We start from the raw sequence: 14392 nt of genomic DNA on the forward strand, positions 1-14392 counted from the left end.
TGAAATACGGTATTCTGATGTGACAAAACCTGAATCCTGGTCGTTAAAGTGTTTGTTTGCACTCATATTTTAACTGTTAGGACTCAGGTTTTTTTATTTAAAGCAAACTATGGGACAGCAGTGGCATGATGCTCCTTTTTTATGTAACTGACTTAAGAAACTAATCTGGGTTTAGCCGCCACTTGATCAGACTTTTTTTCAAATTTCAGCACTCCATCTTCAAATGAAGCATGCTTTAATTCTTTACGATCTGCCAAATAGTTATTGCTGACTTTCCACGGTGCATGTTTACCCTGTTTTGGCATCACATCTGCCGCACGTGCAATATAACCTGAAGTCAAGCTTCCCATTACTGTGTCTTCTAACAACTCGGTCGCATCGCCTTGTGGAATCACTTGGTTATAACCATTTTGATCCATATAGTTAATCAATTTACAGATGTATTCAGAAGCAATATCAACTTTTAATGTCCATGAAGCATTAATATAGCCAATAATCATCGCCATATTTGGTACATCACTGACCATCACGCCACGGTACAACATATGCTTAGAGGTATTTAATGGCTGTCCATCGATTGTGGCACTGATCCCGCCTAGAATTTGAATGTTGAGTCCTGTAGCTGAAATTACTACATCTGCATCAAGATGTTTACCTGATTTTAATTGAATGCCATTTTCAGTAAAACTTTCAATTTGATCGGTTTCAACAGATGCACGGCCTTCGCGTAAAATTTTAAACAAATCACCATCTGGCACCACACAAAGGCGCTGATCCCAAGGATTGTAATCTGGGGTAAAGTGCTTCATATCCACTTTACCTTTCAACTGCAACTCAATTGATTTTAATAAAAATTTACGGAGTAATTTAGGTTGCTTTTGTGCAATAGCATAAACAGCCCGTTGGACACCGATATTTCGTGCACGGGTAAGTTTATAAGCAACATCTTCAGGTAATACTTTACGCATTTTGTCGTAAATGATGTCAATAGAAGGTACTGAGGCAATATAGGTCGGAGAGCGCTGTAGCATAGTTACATGCCCTGCACCGCCTTTTGCCATTGCTGGCACAAGGGTAATTGCTGTTGCGCCACTACCAATAATCACAACTTTTTTGCCTGCATAATTAAAATTTTCAGGCCAATGTTGTGGATGAATGAAGGTACCTTTAAAGTTTTCCTGCCCTTTAAACTCAGGTTGGAAACCTTGGTCATAATTATAATAACCCGTACAGCCAAAGACGAAATTTGCAACCCAGGTTTGTTGTTTCTTCTTCGCATCTTCAATAACAACAGACCATTTACGAGTTTGTGAATCGTAGTTCGCACTCACAACACGGTGCTGAAAATGAATTTTTTCTTTGATCTTATATTCATCAATCACTTCAGAAAGATAGCCTTTAATCGAAGACCCATCAGCAAGCACACTAGATTTTTTCCACGGCTTAAAATTGAAGCCAAAAGTTGACATATCCGAATCAGAACGAATACCCGGATATTTAAAAAGATCCCATGTACCACCGAAACTTCCACGTCGTTCAATAATTTCAAATGAACGATTTGGACAATTTTTTGAAAGATGAGCAGCCAAACCTACACCAGAGATCCCTGCACCTACAATGAGAATATCAACTTGTTTTTCCATGTTGTTCTTTTAACCTATCTTAGATTTATATTTATTAAATCACATTTTTGACAATGCACAATGTCAAGTTTAAGCAAAAGGCGATTTATTTTTATCTTTTAAGGACAAATTGAATTATTGTCTAACAATATACAGCCAATACAAAACTGCAGGCATTAAAAAAGGTCGGTTAAAAACCGACCTTTTTTAGAACAACGTACGCTGCTCTTCACGAAATTAGTTAACTTCGCGATCTACTAGCTCAACGTAAGCCATCGGTGCAGCATCACCTGCACGGAAGCCCGCTTTAAGAACACGTAGATAACCGCCGTTACGTTCTTTGTAACGAGGGCCAAGAACGGTAAATAATTTACCAACAGTTGCAGCTGAACGAGTACGAGCAAACGCTAAACGACGGTTTGCTACAGAATCGACTTTAGCTAAAGTGATTAAAGGCTCAGCAACACGACGTAATTCTTTTGCTTTAGGAACAGTAGTTTTAATTAACTCGTGTTCGAACAAAGAATTAGCCATGTTTTGGAACATCGCTTTACGATGACTGCTTGTACGGCCTAATTTCACACCACTATTACGATGACGCATGGTGATAGTCCTACTTAATTAACGGCTACGATAAGCAAAGCGATCGTCCATGCGGAGGCTAGCCGGTGGCCAGTTCTCTAAACGCATGCCCAATTGCAAGCCTTTCGATGCCAGAACATCTTTAATCTCAGTCAACGATTTTTTACCTAAGTTAGGAGTTTTAAGCAACTCAACTTCAGTACGTTGAACAAGATCGCCAATGTAGTAAATATTTTCTGCTTTCAAACAGTTAGCAGAACGAACAGTAAGCTCTAGATCATCTACTGGACGAAGCAAAATCGGATCAACTTCTTCACGAGGCTCTTGAGCAACTGGTGCTTGATCTTTCTGAAGATCAACAAAAATTGCAATTTGTTGTTGCAAGATTGTTGCCGCTTTGCGGATTGCTTCTTCAGGATCAACAGTACCGTTGGTTTCAAGATCAATGATCAATTTATCAAGGTCAGTACGTTGTTCTACACGAGCGTTTTCCACTGTGTAAGACACACGTTTGATTGGGCTGTAAGAAGCATCTAATTGTAAACGACCCACTGGGCGAGTTTCGCCTTCAGGGAAGCGTGAATCAGAAGTCTCATAACCACGACCTTGAGAAACTTTCAGGCGCATTTTTAATGAGCCAGAAGCACTTAAAGTACCGATCAAGTGTTCAGGGTTAACCACTTCAACATTGTGTGGTAAACGAAGGTCAGCGGCTGTAACGTCGCCAGGACCTTGTTTTTCCAATGTCAGATAAGCTTCATTTTGATCGAACAGCTTAATAGACAATCCTTTTAGGTTCAGCAAGAGCTCGACGATGTCCTGCTGCAAGCCTTCCAAAGTACTGTACTCGTGCTCGACACCTTCAATCTCTACTTCAACCACGGCTGCGCCAGGTAAAGAAGACAAAAGGATACGACGTAAAGCATTACCAAGAGTATGACCAAAGCCACGCTCTAATGGTTCTAGAATAACTTTTGCCGAGGTCCCGCTTGCCGCTTCGACCTTGATCGCTTGCGGAGTTAGAAACTCATTTGCAGTACGCGTCATTATTGCTACCTCAAGGATTATTTAGAATACAATTCTACAATCAAGCTTTCGTTGATTTCAGCAGGTAAATCAGAACGATCTGGTGCAGCTTTGAACGTACCTTCCAATTTAGAATGATCAATTTCAATCCAAGCTGGAATGCCACGTTGAGTCGCTAACTCAACTGCGTTTTTGATACGCAATTGTTGTTTAGCACCTTCGTGAACTGCAACAACGTCACCAGCTTTAACTTGGATAGACGCGATGTTAACACGACGACCATTTAAAGTGATTGAACGGTGAGATACAAGCTGACGAGCTTCTGCACGTGTAGAACCAAAACCCATGCGATAAACAACGTTATCTAGACGGCTTTCAAGAAGTTTCAACAAGTTTTCACCTGTTGCGCCTTTAACACGAGCAGCTTCTTTGTAGTAGTTACTAAATTGACGCTCTAAAACACCGTACATACGACGTACTTTTTGTTTTTCACGTAATTGTAGTGAGTACTCAGATTGTTTGCCGCCACGAGCGCCACCATGTTGGCCAGGTGCTTTAGCAGCTTTTTTTGTTTTGACGTCAAATGGTTTAACGCCAGATTTTAATTGCAGGTCTGTCCCTTCGCGGCGAGAGAGTTTGCATTTTGGACCAATATAACGAGCCATGAATGTTTCTCCTTACACGCGACGTTTTTTAGGTGGACGGCAACCGTTGTGCGGGATTGGCGTCACATCGGTAATGCTGTTAATTTTATAACCCACTGCACCTAAAGCACGAACCGCAGATTCACGACCTGGACCAGGACCTTTTACAAGGACGTCCAAGTTTTTCAAACCGTAATCTAAAGCAGCTTTACCAGCAACTTCAGCAGCTACCTGAGCAGCAAACGGAGTTGATTTACGTGATCCACGGAAGCCTTGTCCACCAGAGGTAGCCCAAGCCAGTGCATTACCTTGACGATCGGTAATAGTCACAATGGTGTTATTAAAAGAAGCGTGAATGTGTGCAACACCTTCAGAGACGGTACGAGTGACCTTCTTGCGTGTGCGAGTATCTTTAGCCATCTTTTAGCTTCCAGAAATCTTATTTCTTAATAGGTTTGCGCGGACCTTTACGGGTACGTGCGTTAGTTTTGGTGCGTTGACCACGGACAGGCAAGCTGCGACGATGACGAAGACCGCGGTAGCAGCCTAAATCCATTAAACGTTTAATGTTCATGGAAATTTCGCGACGTAAATCACCTTCGGTAGGAACCTTAGTAACTTCTGCACGAATCGCATCAAGCTGAGCGTCATCTAATTCACGAATTTTAGTTGTTGGTGCAATACCAGCAGCAGCTAAGATAGCTTTTGCAGTGTGGCGACCAATACCAAAAATGTACGTTAGAGAGATAACAGCATGCTTGTTATCCGGAATGTTTACACCGGCAATACGAGCCATTCAATTTTCTCCAAAAAGGCAGTTAAGATAATCAACCGCCCGACAAAATCTTTGAGGGGCGGATAATAACCTAATTAGCCTACTGAAATCAACAGGTCTTGATCAGATTAACCTTGACGCTGCTTATGACGAGGTTCTGCGCTGCAAATTACGCGAATAACCCCATTACGACGGATAACTTTACAGCTACCACAAATTTTCTTTACAGAAGCTTGAACTTTCATAATGAAACCTCTAAGTGCGCTTATCCTTTCGGATGAGCAGTCGTTTTACGCATTAACGATTGATTGTCATATTGATGCGATGTGAGATGAGCTTGGAGCTGAGCCATAAAGTCCATCACCACCACCACTACGATCAGTAAAGACGTACCACCTAAGCTAAATGGAATACCAAATGAGCTTTGTAGAATCATCGGCATTAAACAGATGATTGTGATATAAACCGCGCCAATAAAAGTCAAACGATTCAAAATATGATCTAAATAGCGTGCAGTTTGCTCACCAGGACGAATACCCGGCACATAAGCACCACTACGTTTTAAATTCTCTGACACTTCTTTCGGACTAAATACTAGCGCAGTATAGAAGTAACAGAAGAAGATAATTAATGCACCAAATAGCACCAAATACATCGGTTGACCCGGCGACAATACGAGTGCCAAATCTTGTAGGCCACGTTTAATCACGCCAGCATTTGGGTCTGCACTGCCAACCCATTGCCCTAAGCTCGCTGGGAACAATAGCAATGAACTCGCAAAAATTGCAGGAATCACACCCGCCATATTAATTTTTAATGGCAAATGTGTTTGCTGAGCAGTAAATACACGACGACCTTGCTGTTTTTGAGCATAGTTTACTGGAATGCGACGCTGCGCCTTCTCAATAAACACAATTGCTGCTAACACTGCAACAGATAGCAATGCAAAGATTGCAAGACCAATTAAACTAGATTGGCCATTATCTACTGAGGTTAAAGATTGCAGAACCAAGTTCGGCAAACCAGCAACGATACCAGCGAAGATGATCATGGAAATACCATTCCCTACTCCACGCTCAGTAATTTGCTCACCTAACCACATCAGGAACATTGTACCTGCAACCAAAGAAGTTACAGCAGGAACGTAAAAAGCAAGTCCACTAGTCAAAGTAATATTTTGACTAATCAGACCTGCACACATCCCAACGGCTTGCACAAGTGCAAGAAACAATGTGCCTTGTCGCGTATATTGATTGATCTTACGCTTACCTTGTTCGCCTTCTTTCTTTAAAGCTTCCAGCGAAGGAACAACCGTAGACATTAACTGCACGATAATCGATGCAGAGATATACGGCATAATCCCAAGAGCAAGAATTGACATACGCTCTAATGCACCACCTGAGAACATGTTAAACAAACCAAGGATCGTACCTTGGTTTGCATTAAACAGATTCTCTAGTGCGGCATTGTTAATGCCCGGTACTGGAATATGTGCTCCCAGTCGAAAAACCAACAACGCCCCGATGAGGAACATCATACGGCGAATAATTTCACGATATTTCACATGAAAAGGTTGGCCTTTCATCATGTTAACATGACCTGTCGAACTAGGAGTCATAGACACTGGGGATTACTCCTCGACTTTACCGCCAGCAGCTTCAACAGCAGCTTTAGCGCCTTTAGTCAATGCAACACCTTGAACAGTGAATGCACGAGTAATTTCACCAGAAAGTATGATGCGTGCACGCAACATATCTTTACGTACAACGTTAGCAGCTTTTAAAGTTTCAAGAGACACGATGTCGCCTTCAACTTTAGCAAGTTCTGATAAACGTACTTCAGCAGTTTTCAAAGCCATTTGGCTAGTGAAACCGAATTTAGGTAAACGACGGTATAACGCAGTTTGACCACCTTCGAAACCAGGACGTGTACCACCGCTCTTACGTGAGTTTTGACCTTTGACACCACGGCCACCAGTCTTACCAACGCCAGAACCGATACCACGGCCTAAACGAAGGTTGTCACGCTTAGCACCTTCTGCAGGTGCAATTGTATTTAAACGCAGAGTCATGGCTTATTCCTCTACACTAACCATATAGTAAACTTGGTTGATCATACCACGGTTAGAAGGCGTATCTTGCACTTCAACTGTATGACCAATACGACGCAGACCTAAACCTTTAAGGCTAAGCTTGTGATTTTTCAAGCGGTGCGATGAAGATTTAGTCTGGGTAACTTTAATCGTTTTCATGATTGATTACCCTTGAATTTGTGCTACTGATAAACCACGTTTCGCAGCAACTTTCTCAGGAGAAGTCATATCACGCAAACCGTTAAAAGTCGCGTTTACTACGTTAGCAGCGTTAGTAGAACCATAACACTTAGTTAATACGTTACGTACACCTACAGCTTCTAAAACTGCACGCATAGCGCCACCAGCAATTACACCAGTACCTTCAGAAGCAGGTTGCATGTAAACGCGGCTTGCACCGTGACGAGCATTGATAGGGTGCTGAACAGTACCGTCAACAAGGTCAACAGTAATCATGTTGCGACGAGCAGCTTCAAGTGCTTTAGAAATAGCAGCTGGAACTTCACGTGCTTTACCACGACCAAAACCTACGCGACCATTACCATCACCCACAACAGTTAATGCTGTGAAAGAGAAGATACGACCACCCTTAACAACTTTGGCTACACGATCAACGGCAACCAGCTTTTCAACAAGACCTTCGTTTTGTTCAACTTTAGCCATGATTAGAACTCCAAGCCGTTTTCACGAGCAGCATCAGCCAAGGCTTTGATACGACCATGATATTTGAAACCAGAACGGTCAAATGCAACTTTAGTTACACCAGCCGCTTTAGCACGTTCTGCAATTAAAGCACCAACTTTCTGAGCCGATTCAACGTTACCAGTAGTACCAGCACGTAGAGTAGCGTCTAAAGTAGAAGCTTGCGCTAATACTTTGCCACCATCTGCAGAGATAACTTGAGCATAGATGTGACGCGGAGTGCGGTTTACACACAAACGAGTCGCACCCAATGCACGGATGTGCAAGCGTGTGCTTTTCGCACGACGCAAACGGGATTGTTTCTTTTCGTTCATAAGAACCTCGCGCCTTATTTCTTCTTAGCTTCTTTACGAAGTACAACTTCGTCAGAATAACGAACACCTTTACCTTTATAAGGCTCTGGCGGACGGTAACCACGGATTTCTGCAGCAACTTGACCTAATTTAGCTTTATCAGCAGATTTAAGTACAATTTCAGTTGCAGTAGGAGTTTCTGCAGTTACACCTTCAGGAAGGTTGTAGTCGATCGGGTGAGAGAAACCAAGGTTAAGGTTAACAATGTTACCTTTAACCGCAGCTTTATAACCAACACCGATAAGCTGTAACTTACGTTCGAAACCTTCGTTAACACCTTTTACAAGGTTGTTAAGCACAGCGCGAGCAGTACCAGCTTGCATCCAAGCATCTTTAGATTCAGCTTTAGGAGCAATAACTAGAGTACCGTCTTCCTGTTTTAGCTCGACCAGCGCATGCAGGTTGAAAGACAATGTACCTTTGCTGCCTTTCACTTCGACCTGCCGGCCGTTCTGAGTAACTGTAACACCGTTAGGTACAGTTACTGGGGCTTTAGCCACACGAGACATGAGGAATCACCTATTAAGAAACAAAAGCAATAACTTCACCACCGATACCTGCAGCACGTGCAGCGCGATCAGTCATGATGCCTTTGCTTGTAGAAACAATTGCAATACCTAAACCTTGCTTAACGCTAGGAAGTGCATCTTTACCGCGATATTGACGTAGACCAGGACGGCTTACGCGTTTCACAGTTTCAATCACTGGTTTGCCTTCGAAATATTTTAAAGTAATCGTTAAAGTCGCTTTGCCTTCATTGTCAGCAACAGCTACATCAGCGATATAACCTTCTTGTTGAAGTACGTTAGCAATCGCAACTTTCAACTTTGAGTTTGGCATAGAAACAGTTTGTTTCTTTGCCATTTGTGCGTTACGAACACGTGTTAGCATGTCGGCAACGGTATCTTGCATACTCATTTATAGTGCTCCTTACCAGCTTGCCTTAACAACGCCCGGTACATCACCTTGCATTACTGTTTCACGTAATTTGTTACGGCTTAAACCGAACTTACGGAAGTAACCATGAGGACGACCAGTTAAACCACAACGGTTACGTAGACGTACTGGAGACGCATTACGTGGTAATGCTTGAAATTTCATCATCGCTTCGAAACGTTCTTCATCTGATGCATTTACGTTTGCGATAATTGCTTTTAATTCAGCACGTTTCGCAGCGTATTTAGCAACAGTAGCTTCGCGTTTCAATTCGCGATTAATCATACCTTTCTTAGCCATATCGACCTCTTATTTGAACGGGAAGCCGAATGCACGCATAAGCGCACGGCCTTCGTCATCGGTGCGAGCAGTCGTAGTGATGGTAATGTCCATACCACGAATACGATCAATCTTATCAAAATCGATTTCAGGGAACATGATTTGTTCCTTAAGACCCATTGAGTAGTTACCACGACCATCGAATGATTTCGCAGAGAAACCACGGAAGTCACGGATACGAGGGATCGCGATAGAGATCAAACGGTCTAAGAATTCGTACATACGTTCGCCGCGTAAAGTAACTTTACAGCCGATCGGCCAACCATCACGGATTTTGAAACCAGCGATAGATTTACGAGCTAAAGTAAGTACTGGTTTTTGACCAGCAATTGCTTGCATATCAGAAAGAGCGCCATCTAACAATTTCTTGTCAGCTGATGCAGCACCAACACCCATGTTGATGGTGATTTTTGTAATGCGAGGGATATCCATCACATTCTTAACGCCCAATGTTTCTTTTAATTGAGCCTTAAGTTCGTCGTTGTAACGCGTTTTAAGTCTGGCCATTGCCTAGTCAACCTATTACTTCGCTACCGCCACTGATTCACCATTAGATTTGAATACGCGAGTTTTCACGCCTTCAATCACTTGGTAACCAACACGGTCAGCCTTTTGGGTTGTAGCATTAAAAATTGCCACGTTAGAGATATGAAGCTCAGCTTCTTGAGTTACGATGCCGCCTTCAGCGCCAGTAGCTCGGTTAGGCTTTTGATGCTTCGTTACCAAGTTAAGGCCTTCAACCTTAACACGGTCATTTGAAACAGACAAAACAGTACCTTGTTTGCCTTTTTCTTTACCTGCGATCACAATTACTTGATCGCCCTTTTTAATCTTAGCCATGAGTGCCTCTTATAGAACTTCAGGAGCCAATGAAATAATTTTCATGAACTGTTCAGTACGAAGTTCACGAGTCACTGGTCCGAAAATACGAGTTGCAATCGGCGCTTTGTTGTTGTTCAAAATAACAGCTGCGTTATCGTCGAAACGAATAACTGAACCATCTGCACGACGGATGCCGAATTTTGTACGTACAACTACAGCATTCATCACGTCACCTTTTTTAACACGTGCACGTGGAATAGCTTCTTTTACAGTAACTTTAATAATGTCGCCAACAGAAGCATAACGACGATGTGAACCACCAAGTACTTTAATACATTGTACGCGGCGAGCACCACTGTTGTCTGCTACGTCGAGCATACTTTCGGTTTGAATCATTGCCCTACTCCAAAACCGAGCATCACCGGTCGCAATTTCGAAAGGCTCAAAGAGTACTCGAAATTGACCGATGATGCAAGAACGTTTAATTACTCAGCAGCAGCTTCAACAACTTCAACTAAAGTCCAAGACTTAGTTTTAGAAATTGGGCGGCTTTCTTTGATGCTTACTACGTCGCCAACTTTAGCAACATTGTTTTCATCATGAGCGTGTAATTTAGTTGAACGGCGGATTGATTTGCCATACAACGGGTGTTGAACGCGGCGTTCGATAAGAACAACGATAGACTTGTCCATCTTGTCGCTAACTACTTTACCGGTTAACGTGCGAACTGTTTGTTCACTCATTGTCCGTTCCCCTGTTTTTCGGTTAGGAGTGTCTTAATACGAGCAATAGTTTTACGAGTAAGCGCAACTTCGTGCGATTTACCCAATTGACCAGTTGCTTTCGCCATACGAAGACGGAATTGGTTAAGCTGTTGCTCATCAAGCAAAGCTGTCAACTCTTCTACCGACTTTTCACGTAGATCATTAGTTTTCATTACATTACCGTCCGAGTCACGATAGTGGTTTTAAACGGAAGTTTTGCAGCAGCAAGCGTAAACGCTTCGCGAGCAAGTTCTTCGTTAACACCATCAATTTCGTACAAGACTTTACCTGGTTTGATTTGGCAAACCCAGTATTCCACAGAACCTTTACCTTTACCCATACGAACTTCTAATGGTTTTTCAGTAATTGGTTTGTCTGGGAAAACACGGATAAAGATCTTACCACCACGTTTAATACGACGGCTGATTGTACGACGCGCTGCTTCAATTTGACGTGCAGTCATTTGACCACGTTCAATTGATTTAAGTGCAATAGTACCAAAAGATACTGAGCTACCGCGATGTGCTAGACCAGTGTTACGGCCTTTTTGCACTTTACGGAATTTAGTACGTTTAGGTTGTAACATGGATTATTCTCCTTTTTCAGCAGAACGATCATTGCGACGACCACGACGCTCTTGACCTTCACCACGACCACGACCACGTTTAGCTGGACGTTCTTCAGCTGGAGCTGGGTTCATGACTTGTTTCATGCCACCCAAGATCTCACCACGGAAGATCCATACTTTAACGCCGATCGTACCGTAAGTAGTCTCAGCACGCATAGTAGCATAGTCGATGTCAGCACGAAGAGTATGAAGAGGTACACGACCTTCACGATACCATTCAGTACGAGCAATCTCAGCACCACCTAGACGGCCTGAAACTTCTACTTTGATACCTTTAGCACCAGCACGCATAGAGTTTTGAACCGCACGCTTCATAGCACGACGGAACATTACACGTTTTTCTAATTGAGAAGCGATTGCTTCAGCAACTAAACGAGCGTCTAAATCTGGGCGATCGATTTCGTTGATACTTACTTGCGCAGGAACACCCATAATGGCTGTTAATTCGCGTTGTAATTTCTCAATGTCTTCGCCTTTTTTACCGATCACGATACCAGGACGTGCAGTGCTAATAGTTACTTTAGCTGCGCCTGTAGGGCGTTCGATAAGAATATTGCTTACCATCGCATTCTTAAGTTTTTTAGTTAAAAACTCACGAACTTGAAGATCTTTTAGCAAATATTCAGCATATTGTTTCGGATTCGCATACCAGTTAGCGTTATGACGTTTCACAACACCTAGGCGGATACCGATTGGATGAACCTTCTGACCCATATCAAACCCCTACCTTAACGGTAATGTGACAAGTACGCTTAGTAATACGATCTGCACGGCCTTTAGCACGTGGCAAAATACGTTTCAGGCTCATGCCTTCATCAACGTAGATCGTAGAAACTTTAAGGTCGTCTACATCTAAACTGTTATTGTGTTCAGCGTTTGCAATCGCAGATTCCAATGCTTTTTTAACTAAAACTGCAGCTTTTTTGTTGCTGAAGTTTAAGATATTTAAAGCATGCGCAACAGATTTGCCGCGAATTAGGTCTGCAACCAAACGTGCTTTTTGTGCCGAGATAGCGGCACCGCGTAATTTAGCAGTTACTTCCATCATAGCACCTATTAACGTTTAGACTTCTTGTCAACACCGTGACCACGATAGGTACGAGTTGGCGCGAATTCACCTAATTTATGACCAACCATATGCTCAGATACGATCACTGGAACATGGTTACGGCCATTGTGTACAGAAATTGTTAGACCAACAAAATCCGGTAAGATCATCGAACGACGCGACCAAGTTTTGATCGGCTTACGGTTATTAGCCGCGATAGCCGCTTCAACCTTAGCGAACAAGTGCGCATCGACGAATGGGCCTTTTTTCAGAGAACGAGGCATTGTCAGATTCCTTTACTTGTTACTTAACGCGACGGTCGCGAATGATCATCTTAGTCGTACGCTTGTTGGTACGTGTTTTGTACCCTTTAGCTTTTTGACCCCATGGACTTACAGGTTGAATACCTTTGTTACGTCCTTCACCACCACCATGTGGATGGTCTACTGGGTTCATCGCCATACCACGTACGGTAGGACGAACGCCACGCCAGCGTGATGCACCTGCTTTACCAAGTGAACGAAGGTTGCTTTCTGAGTTAGAAACTTCACCTAACACAGCACGGCATTCAACGTGTACTTTACGCATTTCGCCTGAACGAAGACGAATGATAGCGTAAGAACCGTCACGACCCAACAATTGAGCAGATGTACCAGCAGAACGTACTAATTGTGCGCCTTTACCGATTTTAAGCTCGATGTTGTGAAGAGTAGAACCGATAGGCATGTTGCGAAGTGGCAAGCAGTTACCTGGACGGATTGGAGCATCGTTACCAGATTGAACTTGATCACCAGCGCGAAGGCCTTTAGGTGCAATAATATAGCGACGTTCACCGTCAGCATATTTCAATAAAGCAATATGAGCTGTACGGTTTGGATCGTATTCAATACGCTCAACTACAGCAGGGATGCTGTCTTTGTTACGTTTGAAGTCTACGATACGGTAGTGCTGTTTATGACCACCACCAACGTGACGAGTTGTAATGTGACCGTTGTTATTACGACCGCCAGTACGTTTTTTAGCTTCAACCAACGGAGCATATGGCGCGCCTTTGTGAAGGTGGTTATGAACCACTTTCTCTACAAAGCGACGTCCTGGAGACGTTGGCTTACATTTTTGAATCGGCATAATTTTCGTCCTTATTCCGCTGCGTTTTCAGCGGTATCGCCCAAGTCAGCCATTTCAACATCTTGGCCAGCTTTCAGGGTGACGTATGCTTTTTTAACATCAGAACGACGTCCTAATGTTTTACCAAAGCGTTTAGTCTTACCTTTAGTGATCGTTGTGTTAACTTTAACAACTTGAACACCAAATAGTTGCTCAACAGCTTTTTTGATTTCAAGTTTGTTTGCATCTAGTGCAACTTTGAACACTTGAACACCAGCAGTTTCGCCTAAAACTTGTGCTTTTTCTGAGAATACAGGTCCTTGTAGGACTTGATAGATACGTTCGTTGTTCATCCGAGTTCTACCTCAATTTTCTTAGCAGCAGCAACAGACATAACAACTTTATCGAACGCGATCAAGCTAACAGGATCGATTGCAGCAGCATCAACCACATCAACGTGTGGAATGTTGCGAGCAGCAAGATACAAGTTCTCATCAACAGCATCTGTAACGATTAATGCACGAGGTGCATTCAAGTCGTTAAGTTTTGCAAGCAATTCTTTAGTTTTTGGAGCTGCAACAGCAATCTCTTCAACTAAAACAAGGCGATCTTGACGAACAAGCTCAGCCAGGATGCATTGCATAGCACCGCGATACATTTTACGGTTTACTTTTTGAGACCAGTCTTGTGGACGAGCAGCAAAAGTTTTACCACCGCCAACCCAGATTGGGCTACGAATAGAACCAGCACGAGCGCGGCCAGTACCTTTTTGACGGAAAGGTTTTTTACCACCACCAGAAACGTCAGCACGTGATTTTTGCGCTTTCGAACCTTGACGACCACCAGCTAAGTAAGCTGTAACAACTTGGTGTACAAGAGCTTCGTTAAAATCACGACCAAACGCAACTTCAGATAACTCAACAGCAGAGCCGGAAACAGTATTTAAATTCAC

General features: G+C 43.0%; 27 protein-coding genes. All 27 read right to left on the reverse strand.

The genetic code is table 11. The features are described 5' to 3' along the window. Positions 1–152 precede the first annotated feature (152 nt). The 27 genes from FTT72_RS13205 to rplD all read right to left on the reverse strand — a co-directional run bounded on the left by FTT72_RS13205 (position 153) and on the right by rplD (position 14392). Entirely contained in the window at positions 153–1643 is a 1491-nt protein-coding gene (locus tag FTT72_RS13205; RefSeq protein ID WP_180178532.1) for an NAD(P)/FAD-dependent oxidoreductase, read from the reverse strand. A 216-nt stretch (positions 1644–1859) separates the two neighbouring features. Next, positions 1860–2225 (reverse strand): 50S ribosomal protein L17, encoded by a 366-nt coding sequence (gene rplQ, locus FTT72_RS13210; protein ID WP_005012953.1) that lies wholly within the window; start codon positions 2223–2225, stop codon positions 1860–1862. 18 nt (positions 2226–2243) lie between these two features. Continuing rightward, positions 2244–3251 (reverse strand): DNA-directed RNA polymerase subunit alpha, encoded by a 1008-nt coding sequence (locus tag FTT72_RS13215; protein WP_004650465.1) that lies wholly within the window; start codon positions 3249–3251, stop codon positions 2244–2246. Positions 3252–3268: 17 nt separating this feature from the next. Beyond that, complete coding sequence (gene rpsD, locus FTT72_RS13220) at positions 3269–3895, reverse strand: 30S ribosomal protein S4 (RefSeq protein WP_078189268.1); 627 nt, start codon at positions 3893–3895, stop codon at positions 3269–3271. A 12-nt stretch (positions 3896–3907) separates the two neighbouring features. Further along, positions 3908–4294: a 30S ribosomal protein S11 gene (gene rpsK, locus FTT72_RS13225; RefSeq protein ID WP_001040166.1), complete on the reverse strand. Its 387-nt coding sequence runs from the start codon at positions 4292–4294 to the stop codon at positions 3908–3910. A gap of 19 nt (positions 4295–4313) precedes the next feature. After that, positions 4314–4670 carry a 30S ribosomal protein S13 gene (gene rpsM, locus FTT72_RS13230; RefSeq protein WP_078189269.1) on the reverse strand — a complete coding sequence of 119 codons (357 nt, stop codon included), beginning with the start codon at positions 4668–4670 and terminating at the stop codon, positions 4314–4316. A gap of 107 nt (positions 4671–4777) precedes the next feature. Further along, positions 4778–4894 carry a 50S ribosomal protein L36 gene (rpmJ, locus tag FTT72_RS13235; protein ID WP_000867907.1) on the reverse strand — a complete coding sequence of 39 codons (117 nt, stop codon included), beginning with the start codon at positions 4892–4894 and terminating at the stop codon, positions 4778–4780. Positions 4895–4914: 20 nt separating this feature from the next. Next, on the reverse strand, positions 4915–6234 hold the full coding sequence (gene secY / locus FTT72_RS13240; protein ID WP_171263746.1) for a preprotein translocase subunit SecY: 1320 nt from the start codon (positions 6232–6234) through the stop codon (positions 4915–4917). A gap of 45 nt (positions 6235–6279) precedes the next feature. Continuing rightward, positions 6280–6720 (reverse strand): 50S ribosomal protein L15, encoded by a 441-nt coding sequence (gene rplO, locus FTT72_RS13245; protein WP_180178533.1) that lies wholly within the window; start codon positions 6718–6720, stop codon positions 6280–6282. Between the two features lie 3 nt (positions 6721–6723). Next, complete coding sequence (gene rpmD, locus FTT72_RS13250; RefSeq protein ID WP_005012961.1) at positions 6724–6900, reverse strand: 50S ribosomal protein L30; 177 nt, start codon at positions 6898–6900, stop codon at positions 6724–6726. Between the two features lie 6 nt (positions 6901–6906). Continuing rightward, a complete protein-coding gene (gene rpsE / locus FTT72_RS13255; protein WP_067762902.1) occupies positions 6907–7404 on the reverse strand; it encodes a 30S ribosomal protein S5 in 498 nt (165 codons plus the stop codon). A 2-nt stretch (positions 7405–7406) separates the two neighbouring features. Next, complete coding sequence (rplR, locus tag FTT72_RS13260; RefSeq protein WP_067762903.1) at positions 7407–7757, reverse strand: 50S ribosomal protein L18; 351 nt, start codon at positions 7755–7757, stop codon at positions 7407–7409. 14 nt (positions 7758–7771) lie between these two features. Next, positions 7772–8305, reverse strand: a complete 534-nt coding sequence (gene rplF, locus FTT72_RS13265) for a 50S ribosomal protein L6 (protein WP_078189272.1) — start codon at positions 8303–8305, stop codon at positions 7772–7774. A 13-nt stretch (positions 8306–8318) separates the two neighbouring features. After that, a complete protein-coding gene (gene rpsH / locus FTT72_RS13270) occupies positions 8319–8714 on the reverse strand; it encodes a 30S ribosomal protein S8 (protein WP_180178534.1) in 396 nt (131 codons plus the stop codon). A gap of 12 nt (positions 8715–8726) precedes the next feature. Beyond that, positions 8727–9032: a 30S ribosomal protein S14 gene (gene rpsN, locus FTT72_RS13275; protein ID WP_067762906.1), complete on the reverse strand. Its 306-nt coding sequence runs from the start codon at positions 9030–9032 to the stop codon at positions 8727–8729. 9 nt (positions 9033–9041) lie between these two features. Then, entirely contained in the window at positions 9042–9578 is a 537-nt protein-coding gene (rplE, locus tag FTT72_RS13280; protein WP_067762907.1) for a 50S ribosomal protein L5, read from the reverse strand. Positions 9579–9593: 15 nt separating this feature from the next. Continuing rightward, a complete protein-coding gene (rplX, locus tag FTT72_RS13285) occupies positions 9594–9911 on the reverse strand; it encodes a 50S ribosomal protein L24 (protein ID WP_078189274.1) in 318 nt (105 codons plus the stop codon). Between the two features lie 9 nt (positions 9912–9920). Next, complete coding sequence (gene rplN / locus FTT72_RS13290) at positions 9921–10289, reverse strand: 50S ribosomal protein L14 (RefSeq protein ID WP_005012978.1); 369 nt, start codon at positions 10287–10289, stop codon at positions 9921–9923. Positions 10290–10378: 89 nt separating this feature from the next. Further along, positions 10379–10636, reverse strand: a complete 258-nt coding sequence (rpsQ, locus tag FTT72_RS13295) for a 30S ribosomal protein S17 (RefSeq protein ID WP_078189275.1) — start codon at positions 10634–10636, stop codon at positions 10379–10381. Beyond that, complete coding sequence (gene rpmC, locus FTT72_RS13300) at positions 10633–10830, reverse strand: 50S ribosomal protein L29 (protein WP_005012982.1); 198 nt, start codon at positions 10828–10830, stop codon at positions 10633–10635. Before rpmC ends, rpsQ begins: the two co-directional genes overlap by 4 nt. Continuing rightward, a complete protein-coding gene (rplP, locus tag FTT72_RS13305) occupies positions 10830–11243 on the reverse strand; it encodes a 50S ribosomal protein L16 (RefSeq protein WP_078189276.1) in 414 nt (137 codons plus the stop codon). The genes rpmC and rplP overlap by 1 nt, the downstream gene beginning before the upstream one ends. Positions 11244–11246: 3 nt before the next feature. Then, a complete protein-coding gene (rpsC, locus tag FTT72_RS13310) occupies positions 11247–11999 on the reverse strand; it encodes a 30S ribosomal protein S3 (RefSeq protein WP_078189277.1) in 753 nt (250 codons plus the stop codon). A 1-nt stretch (position 12000) separates the two neighbouring features. Then, positions 12001–12330: a 50S ribosomal protein L22 gene (gene rplV, locus FTT72_RS13315; RefSeq protein ID WP_035265103.1), complete on the reverse strand. Its 330-nt coding sequence runs from the start codon at positions 12328–12330 to the stop codon at positions 12001–12003. Between the two features lie 11 nt (positions 12331–12341). Then, complete coding sequence (rpsS, locus tag FTT72_RS13320) at positions 12342–12617, reverse strand: 30S ribosomal protein S19 (protein WP_004281508.1); 276 nt, start codon at positions 12615–12617, stop codon at positions 12342–12344. Positions 12618–12636: 19 nt separating this feature from the next. Then, complete coding sequence (rplB, locus tag FTT72_RS13325; protein ID WP_078189278.1) at positions 12637–13461, reverse strand: 50S ribosomal protein L2; 825 nt, start codon at positions 13459–13461, stop codon at positions 12637–12639. Positions 13462–13472: 11 nt separating this feature from the next. Further along, complete coding sequence (rplW, locus tag FTT72_RS13330) at positions 13473–13793, reverse strand: 50S ribosomal protein L23 (protein WP_005012992.1); 321 nt, start codon at positions 13791–13793, stop codon at positions 13473–13475. Next, entirely contained in the window at positions 13790–14392 is a 603-nt protein-coding gene (rplD, locus tag FTT72_RS13335; protein WP_078189279.1) for a 50S ribosomal protein L4, read from the reverse strand. Before rplD ends, rplW begins: the two co-directional genes overlap by 4 nt.

It is taken from the genome of Acinetobacter sp. YH01005 (genome assembly GCF_013420465.1).
GTDB lineage: Bacteria > Pseudomonadota > Gammaproteobacteria > Pseudomonadales > Moraxellaceae > Acinetobacter > Acinetobacter amyesii.